The 21,712-nt window shown below is 60.2% G+C and carries 16 protein-coding genes; 1 reads left to right on the top strand and 15 read right to left on the bottom strand.

Annotated features, from left to right (window positions below; genetic code table 11):
• Positions 1–6 precede the first annotated feature (6 nt).
• The 7 genes from pglZ to ACODTY_RS14960 all read right to left on the bottom strand — a co-directional run bounded on the left by pglZ (position 7) and on the right by ACODTY_RS14960 (position 12,870).
• Positions 7–2,514, bottom strand: a complete 2,508-nt coding sequence (gene pglZ / locus ACODTY_RS14990; protein ID WP_309588350.1) for a BREX-1 system phosphatase PglZ type A — start codon at positions 2,512–2,514, stop codon at positions 7–9.
• Positions 2,507–5,983: a BREX-1 system adenine-specific DNA-methyltransferase PglX gene (gene pglX, locus ACODTY_RS14985; RefSeq protein ID WP_309588348.1), complete on the bottom strand. Its 3,477-nt coding sequence runs from the start codon at positions 5,981–5,983 to the stop codon at positions 2,507–2,509. Before pglX ends, pglZ begins: the two co-directional genes overlap by 8 nt.
• On the bottom strand, positions 5,983–9,522 hold the full coding sequence (gene brxC, locus ACODTY_RS14980; protein WP_309588346.1) for a BREX system P-loop protein BrxC: 3,540 nt from the start codon (positions 9,520–9,522) through the stop codon (positions 5,983–5,985). Before brxC ends, pglX begins: the two co-directional genes overlap by 1 nt.
• A gap of 3 nt (positions 9,523–9,525) precedes the next feature.
• Positions 9,526–10,131, bottom strand: a complete 606-nt coding sequence (locus ACODTY_RS14975; protein ID WP_066700610.1) for a DUF1788 domain-containing protein — start codon at positions 10,129–10,131, stop codon at positions 9,526–9,528.
• Positions 10,131–10,733 carry a DUF1819 family protein gene (locus tag ACODTY_RS14970; protein ID WP_069709526.1) on the bottom strand — a complete coding sequence of 201 codons (603 nt, stop codon included), beginning with the start codon at positions 10,731–10,733 and terminating at the stop codon, positions 10,131–10,133. The genes ACODTY_RS14975 and ACODTY_RS14970 overlap by 1 nt, the downstream gene beginning before the upstream one ends.
• Positions 10,730–11,632, bottom strand: coding sequence for a BrxR family helix-turn-helix transcriptional regulator (locus tag ACODTY_RS14965; protein ID WP_309588343.1), 903 nt, complete (start codon positions 11,630–11,632; stop codon positions 10,730–10,732). Before ACODTY_RS14965 ends, ACODTY_RS14970 begins: the two co-directional genes overlap by 4 nt.
• Positions 11,633–11,898: 266 nt before the next feature.
• Positions 11,899–12,870 carry a LysR family transcriptional regulator gene (locus tag ACODTY_RS14960; protein ID WP_075657532.1) on the bottom strand — a complete coding sequence of 324 codons (972 nt, stop codon included), beginning with the start codon at positions 12,868–12,870 and terminating at the stop codon, positions 11,899–11,901.
• 207 nt (positions 12,871–13,077) lie between these two features.
• Here ACODTY_RS14960 and ACODTY_RS14955 point away from each other — a divergent pair, with 207 nt between their 5' ends.
• Entirely contained in the window at positions 13,078–13,707 is a 630-nt protein-coding gene (locus ACODTY_RS14955) for a TetR/AcrR family transcriptional regulator (RefSeq protein ID WP_113944566.1), read from the top strand.
• On the opposite strand, the gene ACODTY_RS14950 is transcribed toward ACODTY_RS14955, so the two are convergent.
• The 8 genes from ACODTY_RS14950 to trbE are packed head-to-tail and all read right to left on the bottom strand — an operon-like array spanning position 13,702 to position 21,711.
• A complete protein-coding gene (locus ACODTY_RS14950; RefSeq protein ID WP_113944565.1) occupies positions 13,702–13,923 on the bottom strand; it encodes a DUF2274 domain-containing protein in 222 nt (73 codons plus the stop codon). The two genes, ACODTY_RS14955 and ACODTY_RS14950, sit on opposite strands and share 6 nt — an antisense overlap.
• Before the next feature lie 2 nt (positions 13,924–13,925).
• Entirely contained in the window at positions 13,926–15,026 is a 1,101-nt protein-coding gene (locus tag ACODTY_RS14945) for a TraB/TrbI/VirB10 family type IV secretion system protein (protein WP_473198093.1), read from the bottom strand.
• A 29-nt stretch (positions 15,027–15,055) separates the two neighbouring features.
• Positions 15,056–16,069: a P-type conjugative transfer protein TrbG gene (gene trbG, locus ACODTY_RS14940; RefSeq protein WP_309588336.1), complete on the bottom strand. Its 1,014-nt coding sequence runs from the start codon at positions 16,067–16,069 to the stop codon at positions 15,056–15,058.
• Positions 16,066–16,755: a conjugal transfer protein TrbF gene (trbF, locus tag ACODTY_RS14935; protein WP_020818572.1), complete on the bottom strand. Its 690-nt coding sequence runs from the start codon at positions 16,753–16,755 to the stop codon at positions 16,066–16,068. Before trbF ends, trbG begins: the two co-directional genes overlap by 4 nt.
• Complete coding sequence (trbL, locus tag ACODTY_RS14930) at positions 16,752–18,113, bottom strand: P-type conjugative transfer protein TrbL (RefSeq protein ID WP_309588333.1); 1,362 nt, start codon at positions 18,111–18,113, stop codon at positions 16,752–16,754. The genes trbF and trbL overlap by 4 nt, the downstream gene beginning before the upstream one ends.
• 3 nt (positions 18,114–18,116) lie before the next feature.
• Positions 18,117–18,404, bottom strand: coding sequence for a putative entry exclusion protein TrbK-alt (gene trbK-alt, locus ACODTY_RS14925; RefSeq protein ID WP_024707398.1), 288 nt, complete (start codon positions 18,402–18,404; stop codon positions 18,117–18,119).
• Positions 18,405–18,424: 20 nt separating this feature from the next.
• On the bottom strand, positions 18,425–19,207 hold the full coding sequence (gene trbJ / locus ACODTY_RS14920) for a P-type conjugative transfer protein TrbJ (protein ID WP_309588331.1): 783 nt from the start codon (positions 19,205–19,207) through the stop codon (positions 18,425–18,427).
• Entirely contained in the window at positions 19,204–21,711 is a 2,508-nt protein-coding gene (gene trbE, locus ACODTY_RS14915) for a conjugal transfer protein TrbE (RefSeq protein ID WP_309588329.1), read from the bottom strand. The genes trbJ and trbE overlap by 4 nt, the downstream gene beginning before the upstream one ends.
• Between the last annotated feature and the right edge of the window lies 1 nt (position 21,712).

Genomic DNA, 21,712 nt, shown 5'->3' with positions numbered 1-21,712 from the left:
GGCACCTCAGAAATCGAAATCTGTACTGATCCCGCGTTTCAGCAGCAGCGGCTGCGAAGCGTGATCTTCGAAATGGCTGGTCTTGCCGATGCGCGTTCGCAGCTTCAGGAAGACTGTCTGATTGTTATAGGCGTCTGCCGCCCTGGACAGCAGGAAGCTCCGCGACAGCTCACGCTCGCGCGGGTTCTCGGACGCGAAATCGAACTCCAGCTCGGCTTCGTCAGAGATGAGTGTTCCATCGTCGGCAAAGATGGCTGCATGCACCTGCCGGGGCTGCTGCTTGTCGGTCACTGGCTCCGCCTGATAGAAGGTGACTTGGATCTGGCCCGTGGTGATCTGAGCACGGGGTGGCGGAATGATCTGCAACGAAACTTGTCCGACATCCTCTTTACGCTGCTTGCCGACACGCAGGACAGGCAGGACAATCTCCTGCAGGCTCGCCCCACCATGGACAAAGCGGCTGCCTGATCCTTTGACCCGCAGGCGATTGATCGAGTTCGGGATCAGAATGTCCTGCTCACCTTCCAGCCCAAGCTGCGCGGCCGAGAACTTCTTCATCCCGCCGCTGCTGTTGAGGCCTCGGCCGATCACGAAGCGCCGGTTTCGTGTAACGATCTCGCCTTCCGGCTCGCTCAGCGCGAAGCCGCTCTCTTCCAGAGCCTTGTGCTGCCACAGGAAGCCGTGATCGGCGGTGATCAGGATGTTCGAGAAGTTGGCCGAGGTCAGCTTACGCACCAGCTTCACCAGATCCTCGATGGCATCCTCTGCCGCAGCGGGGACATTTTCCTCGGTGGCTAGCTTGTCGCCAATCGCGTCAATCTGGTTATGATACAGATAGAGGACATCATGATCCCGGAAGAGGTCTTTGCCCTCCCATGATCCCAGATTCATGAAATCCTTCGCCGCGAGAACCTTTACCCGGTCTCCAGCCCGGCCCGCAGCAAGCACCTTTTCACGAGCGGCGGCCCCCATGGTGCTTTCACCGTCCAGCAGTACCAAATCATTGTCGTCGCGGATCGCCAGTTGTCGGTGCGGCAACAGCGCCGCCATGCCAAGCTGGGTATAGCTTGGCAAAATCCCGATCATCGGTTTCAACTCGGCATCGAACCGGTTGAGCTTGCGGATTTCGCGCAGTGCCTCTTCGGCCACCTCATAGCGCAGCGCATCCGAGATGATGACAACGACCTTTTGATCCTTGCGCCGGTATTCAGCGGCCTGTTCCCGGTAGAAATCCACCTGACGCGGAAAGCCCGGGACAGCCCAGTCCGTAAGGCGGGCCACCTGATCCTGCCAGGCATCGTTCAGCTTGAGCACGAAATTCGTGGTGTAGCGGTTCTCAACCGCCTCATAGAGCGCGGACAGCAGCCCCGACTGACCGCTTTTCTGCATGTGATAGATGAACTTGCGATAAAGCTGGTCGAGTCGGAACCAGCTTGCGGAATAGCGCTTCACACCATCGGACAGGCTGGTCATCGTCAGATCAGCCTCGGCCAGCGCCTGCTGAAACTCGGTCGCATAGCCAATGGCCTGATAGACATCGGCGTAGCGGCTATACCAATGGCTCTGGCGGCGATCGCGCACCCATTTCAGCACATCTGTCGCGGACAGGCTCTGCCGGGCCAGGCCCTCAACGATGGCGACGACGATCCGCCGATCCACTTCCTCGAAATGATCATGCGGGATGAGGGTGCGGAAATCGCGTGAAGTCAGATTGTCCCTGATCTTCAGCACGTCCTGATAATCGCCCGACAGTTTCTCGAACGCTTCACCCCACCGGCGCGATGCGCTCCATCGGCGGAACATCAGCGCGGCATGGGTGTTCAGGGGGGCAGCTTCTCCCATCGCCCGCGCCCAGGCGCTGCAAAACAGCGTGATGGCGAAATCCTGAAAATCCGGCGCATCCGCCTCATAGCCATAACGCGCAGAAACTTCCTTCCAGAAGAACTCCGCCAGCCCGACCCGATCCACCAGCTTCAGCGCCTCATCACGGCCTTCAGCCAGCTCGGCCAGCAACGCCTCAATCACCGTATCGAGATCGCCATCCGCACCAGCGCAGACTGCCAGCATCTTGCGGCGGACATCGCTGGCGCTTTGCGAGGGCCGCTCGCGCTCGATCGCGCGCAGCGCTTCCAGCCGCTTGCCGGAACGGTAAAATTCGGCGTGATCACGGACGGCGGCTTCGTATTTTGCGGGGATGCCGAGATCCGCCACCCAGATCGCCGCCTGATCGGCGCGGAACACGGCGCTGGCCAGTTGCACATCCAGCAGCCAGTTCTCGGGCATCGGCGGCTCGGGGCCGTCTTTATATAGCAGGAACCGTGCCTTCGGCTCCTGCCGCAGTATGCGGTATTTCAGGCCGAACTCGTTGTTGGCAATCTCCAGTTTGGTGACGCTGGGCAGGTCAACCGCGTCGAACGTGGCGCGCAGATCGCGGGCGGCGTCATACCAGAAGACTATGCGGTGCCCCTGATCCTCATAGAGGCGCATCAGGCCGGCGGTGATGCGGTCAGTCATCCGCAACCTCCAGCCCCTTGATCGGCTTCAGCGCACCGGCGAACAGCGGATAGTTTCGCTTCACGCCGTCATCCAGATCGATGGCGATCTTCTTCTGCGCCATCGGATAGACGACATCGCGTTCCCATTCGGTCAGCTCAGCGATTTGCTTGATGACCGTGGCTGTTTCCTTCTGCGCCTTGGTCTGCTGGGCGGGCGTGGCGGCAGGATCGACGGCCAGCTTTTCCAGCCGGGCGCGCTCCACCTCCAGCTTATGGATGAATTCGCGCACATATTGGTTCAGCACGACCGAAACCGTGTCAGGCCGGTAGCGGTGCATATAGATCAGCGCATTGAAGCTGCCCTTGGGGCTGGAGAACATCCAGTAGATCGGGCGCTTCTTGTAGCGACGCAGATGATAGTCGAAGAAATCCTTGGTGAACCACTTACGCAGATTCTTGCCGAGGGCGGCTTCGATGAAGGCGAGGTTTTCGCGGAACTTCGTCTCACCAAAGGTCACGCGCAGGAAATCGCGGGCGCGGGTGACGATGTCATCGGCGAACCAGTCAACATCCAGCACCGGGATGACGTTGTCACGGTCGGGGGCAAACGTCGGCTCCGACACGCGCGCCAAATATTCCTCAATCCCTTCACCCTGATTGGCAAGGATTAGGCCGGGCGCGTCGAGGCTGTAGCGCCCGAACATGCAGCCCACGGCATAGTGGAGAAATTCGGCCATCGTATCCTGCAACAGCCGCGCCTCGCGCTCTTCTTCCGTCCCCTTCACACCATAGCGATAGGCAGGGTTGCAGGTGAGCGTGATTTCCTCAATTGGCACCTCGGGGGTGAGTTCGTCTTGTAGGCCATAGGCGTCGATGAAGATGCGGTTGTTCTCTTCTTCAAGCCGCTGCATTTCACCCGTCATTCCCCGCCAATGGACGCGGAGGTTAGCGTAGGTAACCGCCAGCGTCTCACCGCGATGGTCGGACGAGAGCAGCGGAACGACTTGAAACTCTCGTGCTCGCTCGTTGTGTGCCCAATCGGCTTCAGACAGCGTAATGATCTGTTCTGTCGTCGAGTGAGCCGATGACAAAGCTTCTGCGACAACTGGAAGGTTCAATACATCGTTCGTTTGTACGTTGATTGTTGGACTCAATCGCTCCAAAATCTCCATACTGACTTTCGAATTTAGAAATCCAATTGCTCCAAACTTAAATGTATCCTTAACTCCGTCGCGAAGAAATACTGAAGGACCACCCGTTTCGGCGATCATTCCAGACTGGAACCATCGGAAAGTTGGCCCCTTCGAACTAACTTTTGTCCAGGTAATTCCATCTCTATCCCAAAGATATTCCGGAGATATTCTGGCGACATGATCCTTCCGGTAATGGTCGCGCGAGGCCGGATGCCAATCAACTGACACATCCGTGTTTCCAAAATGCTTTCTGCTTTCGCCGCCCTTTATGCATGTTCGGAAGCAATTATTGTCGTCGCGCTTATTTTTCGAAATTTCCCAGTGAAAACGTAGAAAACGCTCATTGTCTCCGGTTTTTGTTAAGCCGTCGCTGAACAGAAATGTCGAAATATACTCTTGTCGATGATAGGCGCTAATGATCCCGTCGCTCAAAGCATATGCGAGCGGCTTTCCGGGTACATCCGAGAAATCGTTTAGAGATGCTCGAAAACGATTTGCTGGCCGTTCCCATTCTCCGAAGAAAAAGCTCTGCTTATCTACAGTCGCAGGTACATCGCTGAGGTCGATGTAACAACCTGACGCTCCGGTGACCCCGGTTTTTAGAATGAAGCCTGTACCCCGGTTATAGACATGCCCTTCTGGAAAGCAGTTCCAGCCCACGTGCAACATTCCAATCACAGATGCCGTTTGGGACATCCAGTCCCTAAACTCCTCGAAGGATGAGATAAACATCCAGCTATCCAGAGTAACGAAGGCCATTAGCGTTGGCCGATTTGACAGCAGGGTTGCGCGGATGATGAACGAAGTCATCAAGTCGTTCTTACCCTCTGGAAAGACCCTTGTGATATAACTAGAAAGCTCTTCGTTTAGCCCTTTAGCGCCAGCATAAGGCGGGTTGGCCACTACGACATGATATTTCGGCGACAGCGCCTCAGCCATGTGCAGCAATGCGATGACGCGCTTTTGCACCTCCTTCAGCAGCAGGTCGGAACCGAAATCCCGCGCTTCGACGACCCGCAGCGTCTCGGCCGGATCGCGTAGCTTCGGCATGATCAACGAGCCGAAGTTCTTGGCCTGCTCGAACTGCCCCAGCGTCTCGCGCAGTTCATCGGTGAACAGATCCTTGCCCACCACGGCGGCCACATCCTGCATCTCGGCGGGCGTGAAGTGCACATCCTGCAGCACGACGATGTCGGGCTTCGCCTCCATCCGCAGGAATCGTCGCCGACCCAGCTTTGCCGCCGCCTTCATCGACAACGCGAAGGCCGCCAACGCCCCGGCGCGGTCGTCAATCTCGATACCGGTCAGGTTGTGCTTCAGGATCAGGCCGGGAATATCGGCCGAGTCATGGCCTTCCTCCGCATAGATTTCGTAGAGCAGGTCAAACGCATAGGTCAGCATATGGCCCGAGCCACAGGCCGGGTCGCAGATGCGGATATCCTCGGGCCGGGTAATCCGCAGAAAATCCGTCTCCGGCTCTTCCGGCGCGATGTAATAGTCCATCTTCGCCGCCAGCTTCGATTGCGGACGGTTCAGCAGCCACAGCCGCCCCAGCGAGTTTTCCACCAGGTAGCGGACAATCCAGTGCGGGGTGAACAGCTGTGTTGCGGCGGGGATATTCTCCGCAGTGATCTTCTGGTTCTTCTTCAGGCCTGCAAAGACCTGATCCTTCTTCTCGCTGATATAGAACTGGTACAGCCAGCCGATGATCTCAACATCCTGGCAGGCCTCTTCCGTCATCACGTCGCGCAGGCGGGCAAGGATGCTGTCCGGCGACAGAAGATCGTCGGGTATCAGCAGCTCGGTATAATCCTCGGCCCGGTTGAGCATATCGGCGCGCTCGAACATATAGGGCATGGCGCCATGCCATTCGTTGCAGGCATGGATCAGCAGCAACCGATAGGCTTCGGCCTGCCCGTCATGGGCGGGACGGGTGCCGTTCAGATATTCGGCGATCTCGGGCCGGGCACGATCGGGCAGGTTGCCCGCCATCGCCTCGGCCAGAATTTCTGGCCGGGTGGCGCCATCCGCAGGCGATACCACGCGCGGGTTGGTCAGGCCCGTGACATCCATAAAGCGCAGTGCGGTGAAGCGGTTGAACCATGTATAGGCGGCCTGTTCGATCACCTGGGCGCGGTTGTTGTTGGCGGCGGCCTCCAGCTTCGCAACTGCTTTGGGATGTTCGCGGCGCGCCGCTGCGCCTTCGGCCAGCACCATGTCCAGCCGGGCGGTGACCTGATCGATCAGCAGGTTGCGCGCACTTTGCGCAAATTTCTTCAGGGCGTTGGTATCCATCAGACAATCACTTTCTTGCCCGCGCCGATCTCGGCCAGCAGGGTCTTCTTCATCGCGTCGAGGTAGCGGGTCACATCGTCCTCATCTTCGAGATAGGTTTTCGTGAAGGAAACGGTGATCGACTGGGCTTTGACATATTGGGGTTTCACCGGTGCCGGCGGCACATATGGCGCTGGCTGAGGCTCGGCCACGCCGCCAGCAGGCTGGGGCTGCGGTGCCGGTGTTTGCGCTGGTGCTGGCGTGAGTTCCGCAATGCGGGTCAGCGTGTCAGCCAGAAGATTGGAGCACACCTCGGTCGCCAGATTGCGCAAGGCCGGGATTAGGCTCTGTGCGGCAAGGCCCGATTTCCGCGCAGTAAGCTCTTCGCGAATGCGTACCTGCTGCTCGGGCGGCAGTGCGCCAAACTCCGAAGTCTGGGCGACTTTTCCGGCAACCTCGTCAATCGCCGTGATGACAGCGTTGCGCTCAGCCAGAACGGTTTGCTCGATACGCTCCTTAAGGGCGTAGAAATCCGCCTTCAGTTCCTGAATTGCGGTGCCCTTGTAGCACTGCGGATCCTCGAGAACCTGACGCAGTTTTTCGGCGGCGACACCTTCGGCATAGCCAAGGTTCTGTTCCTGCCTGCTCAGAAAAGCACGCACTTCATCGTAGATTCCTTTTTGCGGCCCGCGCATGAAGCTGCGGACTTTGTCGAAGACATCCTCTTTTGCATCAAGCAGCTGATCTTCCTGTCCGATCGGGCCGGTGATGAACCAGGTGGAAGACTGATCGCGCATCCCATCCAACAAGGTGCGCAGGGGATCGAGGGCGGCGGCAAAAGGATAGGCTGCAATGGCACGGCTCTCCTGCTCGACATCACCAAGCAGCTTGCGCAGTTGCGTCTGCCACTCCGCACCCAGACTGCGCGCGTCATTCCCCGAGGCGGGAAGATCGAACAGCTCCTGAAACAGTTCGCGCGATTTGCGGATCTGGGCGGCAGTGAACTCGATCTGCGGGGAAAGCAGAATGTTGCCAAGGGCATGGCTGTTGCGCAGCCCCTGTATCAGCGCATCGCCCTCCAGGAGAGCGCTGTCGGCCCGAGCTTCGAGCTTGCCGCGCGCAACAAGGCTCGCGGTCAGGCAGAGAACCGCGATGGCGGGCCAGCCATAAGGTTTTGCTCCGAACTTCTCGACCAAAGCCTTGACCGAGACCCGCGTCCCAAGGCGCATCTGAGCCTGAGCATGATTCAGCACGTCCTGCTCGGCTTCAGTCAGACCGCTGCCTTCGCCTCCGAAAAGCCCGCCATCGACGCGTCCGGCTCGCCCAAGATCTGCTTCGGTGTAAGTGGCACCGCGCAGGACAGGCAGGCTGGTATAGACCTTGTCGACCAGGACCTGGAAACCTTTGACCAGCCGATCCTGCGGATCTTCGCCGCCGATCTCCAGCTCGGCACCGCGCACGAAAAGGCGAGCATCCGCGATCAGGCCGCGCAGCCGCTGCACCAGTTCCTTTTCACGCCGTGTATTCTGGTCACGCTTTTCCGCAATGATACGATCACGACCGGGTTGGGCTTCCCCGCTGGTGACCTGACGCGCAAATTTCACGGTCTGGAGCCAGAGGACGAGATCGCGCGTGAAGCGCACATCACGTCCCAGCAGGACAACCATCTCATCGCTTGCCATGCTGTTCGAGCGAACCACATCCGGCGCGTCGGAATCGTCGCTGAAGGGTGAGATGATGTTCACCGACAGCTCATGCTCCCGGTTCAGGCTGTGCCCGTCGAGCTTGCGGGTAAAAGCATAGTCCACACCCGTGCCAGCATGCTTGATCTTGCTGTGACGGAGGATCGCTCCAAACGCCAGTTCATCGAGCTGCCGTTCTATCTCGGCGGGATCGACGGCAATCGCCTTGATCTCGGCCTCGACGTCCTTTTCTTCATTGGTGAGGAATTCATAGACCTCGCCGTTGCGCTGGATCAGCGTCTGACGCTCCAGAAGCGACAAAGCCTCCTCGATATTGCGGCGCTGCTCGGTCTGGTCCGCCTCGAACCGGGACAACAGGAGGATCGATATGTTGCGGGCAGTCGGTTTGAATTCCTTGACGTATTTGACAAGGAACAACACCTTCAGCACCCGCACGGCAAAATCATCGCCAAGGTTCTTTTCAGCCAGTTGAATTGACTGCTGAACCGATGATTTCAGGGCGGTACGGATCCCCTCAAACATCAGGTCAAAGGTCGCCAGCCCCCCAACCGGCGTGTCGGCCAGCTTTTTGGCCACCTCCTGAAACACCCCCAGCATAGAGCGCTCGCCGACCGAGCTGTGCTTGCCCTCAAACGCGTTATGCTGCGAGAGGCCCATGATCGCGCGCTGGAACAGGTCATACTGGTAGTTCGGGAACGGGTAGCTCGCGACGAACTGGTCTTTTCCGGAGAAGTTCCTGAACTTGAAGGAATTATCTCCAAAATCGAACAGGGTGCGCAGGTTGTTCTCCTCAGCATCGTAAAGATTGCCAAGGGTGATCTGACCAGCCTCGGTCTTAGCCAGAAGGCGGCGCTGGATGACTTCGGCCACATCCTGGGAATTCAGAGGCATCCGGTTGGCGAAGCGTGCCTGAATTTTCGAAAAGTCATTTTCTTGCTGCGCGGTCAGATCCCCGATAACCGAACCCATGTCCTGCTGGGCAGTGACAACAATCCAGGCCTGCCCCTTGCACTTAGTGTTCAGGCTTTCGGCAATGGTTTGCAGGTTCGTCATGAGCTTGACGTTGTCAGCGATATACTGCCCCACCTCATCGACGAAGAAATTCAGCCGGAACTTCGGTCCCTGCGCATCGATCCATGACTTCACCATATTGGCAAAATCTTCGATCGAGACCTTCGTATCCTTGCGATACTGACCAAGAATATCCTTGACCTCATCGCCCGTGACCTCGGCAAAGGCGGTGGCAATGTGCTTGCCTTCCATCAGAGCCTGTTCGCGCCCGCGCTCCCAAGGCTTTCCGGAAGACTGCGCAAAGGCCGCTTTGAAGGCATCGAGCTTGCCGCGGCTGTCGAGATCACGCTCGAACTGCGCGATATGCGGGAGCTTGCCATAATAGCCGCACATCTCGTCAAAGACCTTCTGGAAGACGGCCAGAAGTGCATCGACATCCGTCTTCGAGATCACATCCGCCTTCTGGTCTATATTGAACAAGACCGACCGGGACGGGATCGACACTGCCTTGCGCAAGGCCCCCGCCAGCATCGGGTTGCCCGCGAGCTTGCGCTCAAATATCTCGATGGCGTGCTGCCCCTCGACCTCGTCGTTCTCCAGCAGAAGAGCGAGCATCTTCAGCAGGTGAGACTTACCTGATCCGAAGAAGCCCGAAATCCACACGCCGTTCGCGGTATCGTAATTGTTGTAGGCGTCGAGGAATTGCTCCAGTCGGGCGCCGATCTCGTTGGTGATGACATATTCATCAAGCTCGGTCAGGAGGCTGGCCTTGTCGTCAGCCTTGATCACCCCATCGATCGAACGGTCGACCGGCTTGGCAAAGATATCACGCAGAAAAGTAGCCATCGGTCAGACCTCGTAATTCATGATATTGAACGCGCGGTAGTATTTGTCGTCATGGAGCAAGCCGAACAATTCCAGCGATGCTCCTGTCGCCAGCGCGTGTGTGTATTTTCCCGGAAAGAACATGACCGTCGGGCGATCTTTCGCGGTGCTTTGCAGGTTGTTGAGTACGTTGTGCGACCTCAGGTAAGGGTAAACCTCACCTACGCCTGACAGGAAGATCACGTCGTGCGGGACTTCTTCGATGCGCCGCGCAATCTCTGGAATGAGGTGCGCCTGCGGGTCCAGAACGCCCTGCAACAGCTCCTTGAGCTCCGCCTTTTCCGTTTCGACTTCAACCTCAAGGATTTGCTCGAAGATACCCCGGTCTTCGAGGATCCTGATCGAAAGGTCATAGAGATCGATATCAAGTACGCGCACACCGGCGTGGCTCAGCCGGGCGATCAGATCCTCACGATCCTCGCCCAGGCTCAGTCCGTCTTCGGCATCAAAAGCGCAGATGAAAAAGGGAACCTCGTTTCCCAGCCCTTGCTTTTGCAAGAACCGATCGCTGGAAACTACCCTGAATAGGTGCTCGGCGCGGGCGCGCCGATCAGTTTTCGTGCCCACCATTACCCCCCATTTCCGGGAAAGACCTGCAAGTCCGCCGGATTACTCTCCTCAATCAGCCGCTTCATGCGCCCCGATAACCAAATCGGCTGAATTCTACCCTCGACGCTTATCAAACCAACTTCACGCAATATCCGAAACAAGACCTGACGCAATTTCGCGCAGGTTGAAGCTGAAAGAGCGGCGAGGCCGGGATCGCTTTCAGCCTTCTCCGCGAGAAAGCGGTCAAAGACCTCATGGCCCAGGTCGAGCCGCCATGATTGGTAGCGTTCGCTGATCACCTCGACTGCGAATTCGTGGACAAAACGATAGGTCCGGCAGACCGCCAACCACATCATCGCCTGCTGCTCGGCGCGGTCAGCCTCTACCGACAGGTAATGACGTTCGGCATCGGAGAGATGGCCTATCCGGTCGTACACTTCACGAAGCGCGCGGGTTTGCGAGGCCAGTTTGGGTAAGGATGACGCGCCCTGGGCCAGCAAACGCTCACGAGCAGATGCCCAGTTCTCACCGGGTTGATAAGCTTGAGCAATCACGATGCTCTCATTGAGCATCAGCCCGCCCACGCCAAAGGACATCCGATATTTCGCTGCGGCCACCATCATTTAGGTACCGCCCCGCTTGCTGTGTCAGCCTCATCGAATTCATGCTGCGCACGCTCAAGGGCGGCGGCAACCTCGTCTTCGTCAGCCGCAACGATATGCTGGGTCCGGGGATCACGCAGCCTAGCCCCATCAAGGAGTCCTAGCCGCTTGAGCACATAGAACAGCATGGCGTAGCGAACTGTCAGCACAGCGCGCCCGTCCGCCATGTTGTAATCCTTTGCGACCACCGCCTGCTGACCGACCGACAGATTAGGATGCGGCACAAGGGTGATATCGAAGGTTTCCTGCCACAGCCGGTCCTGTGCCGCAGCAGCACCTGGCTCGCCGAACTCGCCGAATCCAAGGACACGCGAGAGCAGGAAATCCTTGAAGCGCTCCGTCTCATGGCACCAGGCCCGCACATGCCAGCGCAGACCATCAAAGCCGAAGGCATGCGGGGTAATCCGCCGCCATGCCGGATCGGGCCGATCGCGGTTCATGGATTGGTAATGAAGGTCCAGCGACCTTTCCTCCCGCACCGCCGCCAGAACTGAACGCAGAACTTCGGTATCGACCTTACGGCGCAAAGTCAGAGCGATATCCATGTCAGGCGGGGCAGCGAGCCAGTTCGCCCCCGCGTCGGCGAAACCTTCCGCCATCGATCGGAGCCGCATGAGATAGGCGTCCGGGTCCGGGTCTAGAAACACCGGCTGAAATTCCGGGCCGGCTACGTAACGGCGAGCGCTTTTGTCATAGACCGCATTCTGCGGCGCACGCTCCTGATAATGGGTCAAGTCCTTTGACGCCTGCGGAACGGAGACGCCAAACGTATCGATCAGGTCAGAGCGATTGACACCCCCCTCCCAGAACAGGCGGAATTCGATGAACTCCAACCGCCTCTCGACACCCCATTTCAGCATTGCTCGTCCCGCCGCACTTGAAAGGATAAAAAGTATATGGGACACCTTGCGATGTCCGTATATTTTCTATTCTAACAAGCCTCAAACTGTCAAGCCCGAGGAAGGCGGGATGCGCACCGTGTCACCGTGCACAAACACGGCGGGGCAAAAGCGCTATCGAAGTCGGTCAGCCTGGACGTGGGCAGCGCCACGACATCTTCGATACCGGCACGGTCGATGTCGATTGCAGCCAATGCTACGGCGTGATCGTACAGTGCCGTCAAACCCTATTTTCGCCGGGCCAGCCCTGTCAGCGATCGTGCCAGGCTCAACAACCGCCGAGACGCCGGATTGTCGTTTTGCGCGGACCAGACCATGCTGAACGGCAGCACCTCATCCGCAAGTTCCCGGTAGGTGATCCCTGGAAACTGGGCGACGGTCGTTGCTTCGCTCGTCAGAGTGAGGCCGCGACCGAGAGCGACCAGCGATAGGATATTGTCGCGGCCGACCTGCTGAGACTGAATATCGAGGTGGCGGCCGAGACCGGCAAGGTGAGCAACCAAATAGTCGTGGATCTCCTGACCCGGCGCAACGTCACTCACAATGAACCGCTCGGAGACCAAATCGCCCCATCCAAGTTCCGGTTTGCCCGTCAAAGGGTGGTTATCGGGCAGCACCACGAAAACCTTCTCGCACCATAAATGCTCCGCCTCACAGCCATCCCATGCCGCGGTTCCCGTGATGAATGCGACGTCCAGACAAAGTTTCCGGACAGCCGCGATGTGCTCGGGCGGATTGCCGTCAATAAGGTCGACCTGCACGTTCGGGTGGCGCGTGCCGAAGGCACGCAACAGATCGAACAGAAATCCTGACGCAAGGGACGAAAATATCCCGACCTTGATCAGCCCTTGCTCCGCCCGGCCAACCGCCGCCACCTTGGTCACCCCAATGTCGATCTGGCGAAGAGCATGGCGAGCGTTGCGCAGGAATTCCCGCCCGGCAACGGTCAACCGCACCCCGCCAGCATGACGCATGAAAAGCGACGCCCCGAGTTCATCTTCGAGATCACGGATTCGTCGGCTGATGGAGGATTCCTGCACAGAAAGCGCGGCAGCAGCCTTGCGAAAACTCCCATAATCGACGGCGGCCACAAAATATCGCAACTGGTTCAGCCGGACCGCAGATGTGCCGGGTTTCCCCTCAACGACCTTTGTGAGGCTATCATCAGGCGAGGTCTGATTGTTCCCGATCACAGCCATGGTGCATCATCCGAAACAGCGTTCGGTTTCTGACGGGCACCCCGCCATCATCAACGCGAAAATCGATCTGTGTGCGTTCATCGGCTCTCCGCACATCCTCAAACTAAACGACGTTCAGTTACCGAATGCTGCTTCTTGACTTCCGGCCCGTCAACGAAAAAAGTAAATGTCGTTTAGTTTTCACGACAAGTTGCAACAGCCATCCGAATGGCCCGTCCCCGGAAAGAGCAAGAACTTGATATTGCTCGTCGCGCGATCGACGAAACGATCCGGCTGCTGTCAGAACGTGGCGACCTCGACGTACCGCTGACTGCGGTCGCGCACGCCATCGGTTGCACAGCGCCAGCGCTTTACGGCCATTTCCGCAACAAAAGCGCCTTGTTGCGCGCCGTTCGGGACGAAGGTTTCAACCAGCTCTACAGGGAAAAGCTGGCGGTCTTCCAGCAGATGCGCGGCAATCCATTCGGCTATTTGCGTGATGGCAGCTATGCCTATGTCCGCTTTGCCCTCGAAAACCCCACGCTGTACCGACTGATGTTCACACCGCCGCCACGGCTCGGAGTCAGCGATGATCCATGGTCGGGCGAAGCTGGAAGACAGATACTAAATCTATTGCTGGCGGGACTTCGCTGCTCTCAGGACCAAGGCTTTTTGCCCGGCATGGATCTGAGCCGTTACAGCTTCATGTTCTGGTCAACGGTACACGGCGCGGTGAGCCTCACCCTTCAGAACCGGGAAATGGATCAGACCGCCAAATGGGATGCGACACGAAAGGCCGTCGATACGTTGATGGAAATCATCGCCGCGACGCGCCATGACTCGCTCGGCACCTCATGAGCGAAACCTTCGGGCGCTGGCAAAGCCCCGATCTGTCGCAATGAACCGTTCCAGCATCGGCACAATCAACCTGACAGGATCGGCAGCGGGCTGGCCGGTTTCGCGAGCCAGCACTTCTGCATAGGCGGCAAGATCGCGGTGCAGCGGCCCCGGCAGTTCCACCGTCACCTTCACGGGCTTGTCTTCGATGAGGGGGCCGAGTTTCAGCTTCGTCATGGTCAGTTCCTATAAGGTTCGAGTACGAGATCGCGGGTAACGATGACCCTGACCGGGTAGCCCGGCCGGATCGTCAGGGTCGGCGCGACCTGCAACTGGCGCTGGACGATCTGTTGCCCGGCCTGATTGATGGTATCCTGCGCTCCGTCGCGGATGGCGCGGATCAGACGATCCTCGTCGTCGGTCGCCAGTTCCGTGCCGATGCCGAGCAGCGTGGACAGCCCCGCCGCTTTCATCAGATCCCACCAGTGGTAATCAACGCCATCTTCCAGCCCGGCATAGCCGGAAGCGTCCGCACCGGGCTGGCGCTCCAGCACGATGGAGCGGCCGTTGGGCAGGATCAGGCGGTTCCAGACCAGCAGCACGCGGCGCTGACCGAATTGCACACCGGCGTCATACTGACCGATGATGCGCGTTCCCTGCGGGATCAGCAGCAGACTGCCGGTCGGGCTGTCATAGACATTTTCCGTGACCTGCGCGGTGATCTGGCCGGGAAGGTCCGAGCGGATGCCGGTAATCATTGCCGCCGGGATTACGGCCCCTGCCTGAAGGATGTAGGGCGAGGCTGGCGCCATGATCCGATCCATGGCAACGGTCTGCCGTTCCACCGGCCCATTCAGAAATGCCGTGTGGCGGTCCTGTGTTGCGGGCTGGCCACCAAGGTCAAGGCCAGCAAGGCCCGGCATATTGGAGCCAGGCGTCGTCGCTGATCTCTGCCCCGACTGGAAGAACACGGTGCTAAGACGTGCGGCTTCTTCCTCGGCAAGACGTCGCTCCTCGGCAGGATCACGGGTTGGTGTTACCATATTGGGCGGCGTAACGGGTTGCCCCCTGTTCTGGGCATCCAGGATCGGGCCACCGAGATCGCCCGGCAATGCCGGCCCCAGGACCGGCCCGGTATAATCCTTCGGCAGACCTGCCAGTCCATCTGCCGTGGCGCGGTTCTCGGTCGAATAGAGTTCTTCACCGTTTCCGCTCATATCGCGCGTCTGGAGCGCATAGATCAGCGCCCCGCCGATGCCGAGGAGCGCGACGGCGCCAACACCGGCCAGCATTTTGCGCGACAGGCGCGTGACGCGCGGCGACTCGGCACGCAGACGCATCGGCGTTGGATTGGTGGTAGCCTCTTCGCTCATGACGGTTGCTCCCTGGTTTTGTCGGGCTGGGCAGCTTGCCTTTGCTCGATGCGAACGATCCTGACCATCTGCTGCTGCTTGCCGCTACCAAGACGCAACTCAGCCGCTCCGAACAGCCGATCAACGATCAAGATGTTCTGGTGAACGCGGGAATTGACGATCTGGGTCTCGCCCTCGGAACCGATGACGAAAATCGGTGGCATCTCTCCCTGCACGATGCCGCGCGGGAAAACGACATAGACACGGCGGCCATCATCGAAGACGGAAATCGGCCGCCATGGCGGCGTATCTCCGGTCAGGCCGTAACGATAGTTGCGTGCCGCCTCGATCGGGATGATGGGTGCTGCGGGAACGGTCTGGCGCTGACCGGCAGGCAGCGCCGGATAAGACCAGGATACGGACGGCATATAGAGCGCCTCGCGGGCGCGCAGCTCGATCATATAGGTGCGCCGATCGGTCGTCACCACGAGATTGGTTGAGATGTCGGATCGGGATGGTTTGACGAGAATATGGACCCGGCGCGACGTACCGCTCCCGCTCTCGGTATCGCCAATGATCCAGCGGGCGGTGTCTCCTGCCGCGATCGGTCCCGCGCCGGTCAGGCTTTCGCCCGGCTCCAGCGCAATATTGGTGATCTGGCCCGGTGCGGCATAGACCTGATAGAGCGCGCCTTCCGACCAGGGATATATTTGGATGGCGTTATAGTAACCCTCGCGGCGCGGCTCGACGCGGGCGGCGGCATTGGCGTTCTCAACCCGGCCTGCCGGTGTTCCGGCAGCGGTTCCGCCGCGTGCGACCGCCCAGGCCGGCGGCGTGTGAAGCGGCCGAGGCCGGTCATCGGTGACAGCGGTCGGCACGACGGGCAACGCTGGCACATCGGCATCATAGCTGAACTGCGGCGTCTTGTTGGTGGCGCAGCCTGCCAGCATGGTGACCGAAAGCAACAAAGCTGCAAAGGCGGGTTTACGGAAAACCGGCAAGGCGGAATTGCGGGAAGACGCGATGGTCATTGGCTCATCTCCCGCGACCATGAAATTGCATTAACGTAGATGCCGAGCGGATTGGCGCGCAGACGCTCGGCATCGCGCGGCGTCTGGATCACGATGGTCAGGATCGCGGTCCAGCGCTCGGTCGTGGAAAGCTGCCCGTTCTCATAGTGACGCTCGGTCCAGGCGACGCGGAAGCTGTCGTTCGAGGCGCGTATGACGCTGGAAACCTCGACTGCGATCTGCTGGCGGCCGACACGGGTGAACGGATCATTGGCGCGGGCATAGTCGTTGAGCGCGGCCGCTCCCCTATCAGTGGTGAACTCATAGGCGCGCAGCCAGTTCTGGCGCACGATGATGGCATCCGCCGGGATCGAGCGCGTCTGCTCGATGAAACGGCCAAGATGGAAGGCGATCTGCGGATCGGTCGGACGGTAATCGGCGGTGGCTGCGGCGACGGTCTGGGCTTGGCCGAGATTATCGACCTGCACCACCCAGGGCACGACGGTCCCTCGCGCCGATTGCAGAACGAGCGCGGCAGCGAAGCCCGCCGAGAGGATCAGCGAGCCGAAGGCCATATAGCGCCAGTTCTTGGCCTGCACGCGAGCCGAGCCGATGCGCTCGTCCCAGACTTGTGCGGCTTTCTGGTAAGGCGTCTCGGGTTCAGGCGATTTGCCGTAATGGGTCGCTGGACGTCTGAAGATGTTCATGAGCGGTCACTTTCGGAAATGTTGACGGAAGAGCCGCCGCCGTGGCTGTCACCGGAGCGGACGGCATGGGCGGCCATGGTCGTGCCGTGATTGAGCGCCTGGCGGCGGTGCATCTGCTGCGCCCATGCAGGCGGTCCGCCCGCCGGTGCGGAGGCGGGTGCGGCACCGGCCACGCTCGCACCGCCAATGGTTCCCTGCGAGGACGATCCACCGGTGACGCCGAGCCCGCCGCGCGCGCCATCGGAGAAGCTGGATTTGACGCTTTCCGCTGCTTTCGAGGCCGCTCGTTTCAGGGGCGATGCGGCGGCGGAGCCTGCCGCGCGGGCAACGCCGCCGAGGCCGGAGGCAACACCGGCAGCCCCTGACTGGCCGAGCGATCCGACACTATAGGCGACGCTCGCCGCCCCTGCCGCAGCAGCACCGCCACGGACGGCAGCAGCTCCACCCGACAGCGCCGCTGCCCCTCCCTTCGCGGCCATGCCTGCGGCAGCGCCGCCGGCAAGCATCATGCCGCCAGCGGCAAGGCCGGTTCCAACTGCTGCACCTGCGCCAAGCTGCGGGCCGCCAGAAACCAGACCGGAAGCAATGCCGGGACCGAAGATGCCGAGGCCGAGAAGGGAAAGTGCGGCCAGCACGATCGCCATTGCGTCGTCGATGGTCGGCGTCACGCCGCCGAAACCGGCCGTAAACTGCGAGAACAATGTCGAGCCGATGCCGATGATGACGGCGAGCACCAGCACCTTGATGCCGGAAGAGACGACATTGCCGAGCACGCGCTCAGCCATGAAGGCGGTCTTGCCGAAGAGGCCGAAGGGAATGAGGACAAAGCCCGCCAGCGTGGTCAGCTTGAACTCGATCAGCGTGACGAAGAGCTGCACGGCGAGAATGAAGAAGGCCAGCAGCACCAGCGCCCAGGCGAACATCAGACAGGCGATCTGGATGAAGTTCTCGAAGAACGACCAATAACCCATCATGTCCGAGATGGATTCGAGCAGCGGGCGACCGGCATCGAGGCCGGTCTGCGCCACCTTGCCGGGCCGCAGCAGATCGGCGGCGGAAAAGCTGGTGCCCGAACCTTTCAGGCCAAGACCGGCGAAGCTGTCGAAGATGATCTGGGCGAGATTGTTCCAGTTGCCGATCAGATAGGCGAAGACGCCAATGAACAGCGTTTTCTTGACCAGCCGGGCGATGATGTCGTCGTCGGCACCCCAGGACCAGAACAATGCCGCCAGCGTTACGTCGATGACGATCAGCGTGGTGGCAATGAAGGCGACCTCGCCACCGAGCAGGCCGAAGCCGCTGTCGATATAACTAGTGAAAACACCCAGAAAGTTGTCGATGACGCCGGTGCCGCCCATGGTTCACTGTCCCCCGTTCTGATGCGGAGCGGCGGGCACCGGCGTCCGGCCGAGGAACCGGTCGCGGTTCTCGGCCCAGGTGGCGAGGCAGCCGGGGTCGTTCACGGCGGCCTCGCCTAACTGCTGGCAGTGGCGCAGGCTCTGGTGCAGCGGATCGGCAGGCGCCTGAAGCGCCGGCGCCGAACGGGGCTGTGCTGGTTCGTCCTCGCGTGTCATTTCGATCACCGTCGCGGTGATGGCGATGGCCACGAATATGATCGCGCCAAGCCGGGCCAGCATCTTGCCGTCCATGTCGCGCCCCTCCTGTCCGGTCAGTTGCTGCCGTTGCCGAACATCCGGGCATTGCCGGGCTGATAGCCCGATCCCGGTGTCAGGAAACGCTCGCGTTGGATGCGGCCCTGGTCGGCGGCGGTGGCGCGCTCGGCTTCGATCAGAGCTTCGGAGCGACCATTGGCGGACATCAGCGCGATCAGGTCGGAAAGCTGCTGCGACTGGAGCGCGAGAAGCTGATTGCCCGCCTGTGTCGCCTGTAACGCGCCGGTGGCGTTCTGGCTCTGCCCGACAAGGGCGGACATTTCAGCGCGGTTGGTGTCGATATTTCCGACGACACCAGCCTGCACGCGCATGGCGTCCTGCAAACCGCCGACCGTATTCTGCCAGCGGGACCGCGCATCGGCGACGAGCTGGGCGTCGGTCGCGGACAGCGAAACCTTGCCGTATTTCTGTTGGAACATTTGATCGACGTTCTGCACGTCGAAGGCAATGTTCTGCGCCTGGGCCAGAAGCTGCTGCGTGCGCTGGACATTCTGCTGCAAAGTCTGGAGCGAGGAATATGGCAGACTGGCGAGATTCTTCGCCTGATTGATGAGCATCTGCGCTTCATTCTGAAGCGAGGTGATCTGGTGGTTGATCTGCTCCAGCGTACGTGCGGCAGTCAGAAGGTTCTGCGCATAGTTGGTCGGATCATAGACGATGCGGCCGAAGCCAAAAGCGTGAGCGGGGCTTGCCAGCATGGGCGACAGTGCAACAGGCATGGCGAGCGTCAGCGCCAGCACGGATGCACTGACATATCGGGAAACGGGGATACGGATCATGGCAGGGTCTCCTTTTCTTGGCTGTCATCTGGATGGATTTGGTCTGGCGCGACCGGCCGAGCGGGCTCTGTCCGTTCGACAAGATTTGTGAGGTTCGGGATCAGATCGACGGCCCATTCGACGCCGCGATGGCGCAGCCAGGCCGCGAGAAAACCGTCCTGCCCATGCTCGGCGACGAGTTCGGCGATACGGGTCTGATCGGATTTGGATGATGCGGCGCAGAGCGCGAGGCCGACTTCGCTGAGGCCAAGCTCGAACAGGCGATTGCCGCGCCGCGATTGGCAGTAATAGTCCCGCTTTGGCGTGGCCCGCGCGAGGATCTCGATTTGCCGGTCATTGAGGCCGAAGCGGCGGTAGATTGCCGTGATCTGCGGCTCGATGGCGCGTTCATTCGGGAGAAGCAGCCGCGTCGGGCAGCTTTCGATGATGGCGGGCGCGATATTGCTGCCGTCAATGTCCGAGAGCGATTGCGTGGCGAAGATGACGGAAGCGTTCTTCTTCCTGAGTGTCTTCAGCCATTCGCGCAGCTGGTTGGCGAACTCCTCGTCATCGAGCGCCAGCCAGCCTTCGTCGATGATGAGCAGGGTTGGCCGACCGTCGAGCCGGTCGCCGATCCGATGAAACAGATAGGACAGGACGGCAGGCGCAGCCCCAGTGCCGACCAGCCCCTCGATCTCGAAGGCCTGTACATCGGCTGATCCGAGATGTTCGGCCTCGGCGTCGAGCAACCGGCCATAGGCGCCGCCAATGCAGTAAGGGCGCAACGCCTGTTTCAGATCGTTGGATTGCAGCAGCACGGCAAGGCCGGTGATGGTCCGTTCCCCCGCCGGGGCGGATGCCAGCGATGTCAGCGCCGTCCAGATGTGCTCCTTCACCTCCGGCGTGATGATCATGCCTTCACGCATCAGGATCGCGGCGATCCAGTCAGCGGCCCATGACCGTTCATAGGCATCATCGATCCGCGCCAGCGGTTGCAGGGAAACGGAAACCTCCGATCCCTCGGTCAATCCACCGCCGAGATCATGCCAGTCGCCACCCATGGCGAGCGCGGATGCCCGGATCGATCCCCCGAAATCGAAAGCGAAAATCTGGCTGCGATCATAGCGGCGAAATTGCAGCGCCATCAGCGCCAGCAGCACGGACTTGCCCGCGCCGGTCGGGCCGACGACGAGGGTATGGCCCACGTCGCCGACATGAAGGGAAAGCCGGAACGGAGTCGAACCTTCGGTCTTGCCGTACAGCAAGGGGGGCGCTCCGAGATGTTCGTTCCGTTCCGGCCCCGCCCACACGGCCGATAGAGGGATCATGTGGGCGAGGTTGAGCGTCGAGATCGGCGGCTGCCGGACATTGGCGTAGGCATGTCCGGGGATCGAGCCTAGCCAGGCATCGACGGCATTGACAGTTTCCGGCATGGCCGTGAAGTCACGGCCCTGAATGATCTTCTCGACCAGACGCAGCTTCTCGTCGGCGATACGGGGGTCGGCATCCCAGACGGTGACGGTTGCTGTGACATAGGCCATGCCGGCGACGTCAGCGCCCAGTTCCTGCAAGGCCATGTCGGCATCGAGCGCCTTGTTGGACGCATCGGTGTCCACCAGCGCCGATTGCTCGTTGGTCATCACCTCCTTGAGGATCGCGGCGATGGATTTTCTCTTGGCGAACCATTGACGGCGGATTTTGGTGAGGAGTTTCGTCGCGTCCGTCTTGTCCATCAGGATGGCGCGGGTGGACCAGCGATACGGGAACGCGAGCCGGTTCATCTCGTCGAGCAGGCCGGGCGTGGTCGCTGTCGGAAACCCGATAATGGTCAGGACGCGCAGATGCTTGTCACCAAGGCGCGGTTCCAACCCGCCAGTCAGCGGCTGATCGGCCAGCAGCGCATCGAGGTGCATGGGCACTTCGGGCACGCGAACACGATGGCGGTTCGTGGAAATCGTGGAATGGAGATAGGTCAGCGTGCCCGCGTCATCGATCCAGTGGCATTCGGGCATGAAGCCGTCGAGCAGCGCCAGCACGCGGTCGGTGCGGTCGATGAAGCCGCGCATCAGCTCCCATGGATTGACGCCGGATTGCTCACGGCCCTCGTAGAGCCAGGTCTCGGCGCGAGCCGCATCTTCGGCGGGTGGCAGCCAGAGGAAGGTCAGGAAGTAGCCTGACACGAAATGCGTGCCCGCTTCCTCGAAGGCAGCTTTGCGCTCGGCATCGAGAAGAGCGGAGGCCGGATCAGGAAATTGGCTGCCGGGATAGGTCGCGGCTTCGCTTCGTTGTGCCTCAACAAAGATCGACCAGCCGGAGCCGAGGCGGCGCACGGCGTTGTTGATACGCCCGGCGACCGCGACCAGTTCGGCGGCAACAGCGGAATCCAGATCCGGCCCGCGAAACTTCGCAGTCCTCTGGAAACTGCCGTCCTTGTTCAGCACGACGCCCGAGCCAACCAGCGCGGCCCAGGGCAGGAAATCCGCGAGGCGGGTAGCGGTACGGCGATATTCGGTGAGGTTCATCATG

This window comes from Mesorhizobium sp. FG116, from assembly GCF_057809835.1.
Note: the sequence above shows the minus strand (reverse complement) of the source record. Positions and strands in the feature narration are given on the sequence as shown.

Bases quoted from the DNA above. Each gene is read 5' to 3' on its own strand.
- ACODTY_RS14975 (WP_066700610.1), bottom strand. From the start codon at position 10,131: ATGGTGGGCACGAAAACTGATCGGCGCGCCCGCGCCGAGCACCTATTC.
- trbJ (WP_309588331.1), bottom strand. From the start codon at position 19,207: ATGATCCGTATCCCCGTTTCCCGATATGTCAGTGCATCCGTGCTGGCG.
- trbF (WP_020818572.1), bottom strand. From the start codon at position 16,755: ATGAACATCTTCAGACGTCCAGCGACCCATTACGGCAAATCGCCTGAA.
- trbE (WP_309588329.1), bottom strand. From the start codon at position 21,711: ATGATGAACCTCACCGAATATCGCCGTACCGCTACCCGCCTCGCGGAT.
- pglX (WP_309588348.1), bottom strand. From the start codon at position 5,983: ATGGATACCAACGCCCTGAAGAAATTTGCGCAAAGTGCGCGCAACCTG.
- ACODTY_RS14945 (WP_473198093.1), bottom strand. From the start codon at position 15,026: ATGCGTCTGCGTGCCGAGTCGCCGCGCGTCACGCGCCTGTCGCGCAAA.
- brxC (WP_309588346.1), bottom strand. From the start codon at position 9,522: ATGGCTACTTTTCTGCGTGATATCTTTGCCAAGCCGGTCGACCGTTCG.
- trbG (WP_309588336.1), bottom strand. From the start codon at position 16,069: ATGACCATCGCGTCTTCCCGCAATTCCGCCTTGCCGGTTTTCCGTAAA.
- trbL (WP_309588333.1), bottom strand. From the start codon at position 18,113: ATGGGCGGCACCGGCGTCATCGACAACTTTCTGGGTGTTTTCACTAGT.
- ACODTY_RS14955 (WP_113944566.1), top strand. From the start codon at position 13,078: ATGGCCCGTCCCCGGAAAGAGCAAGAACTTGATATTGCTCGTCGCGCG.
- ACODTY_RS14970 (WP_069709526.1), bottom strand. From the start codon at position 10,733: ATGATGGTGGCCGCAGCGAAATATCGGATGTCCTTTGGCGTGGGCGGG.
- ACODTY_RS14950 (WP_113944565.1), bottom strand. From the start codon at position 13,923: ATGACGAAGCTGAAACTCGGCCCCCTCATCGAAGACAAGCCCGTGAAG.
- trbK-alt (WP_024707398.1), bottom strand. From the start codon at position 18,404: ATGGACGGCAAGATGCTGGCCCGGCTTGGCGCGATCATATTCGTGGCC.
- ACODTY_RS14960 (WP_075657532.1), bottom strand. From the start codon at position 12,870: ATGGCTGTGATCGGGAACAATCAGACCTCGCCTGATGATAGCCTCACA.
- ACODTY_RS14965 (WP_309588343.1), bottom strand. From the start codon at position 11,632: ATGCTGAAATGGGGTGTCGAGAGGCGGTTGGAGTTCATCGAATTCCGC.
- pglZ (WP_309588350.1), bottom strand. From the start codon at position 2,514: ATGACTGACCGCATCACCGCCGGCCTGATGCGCCTCTATGAGGATCAG.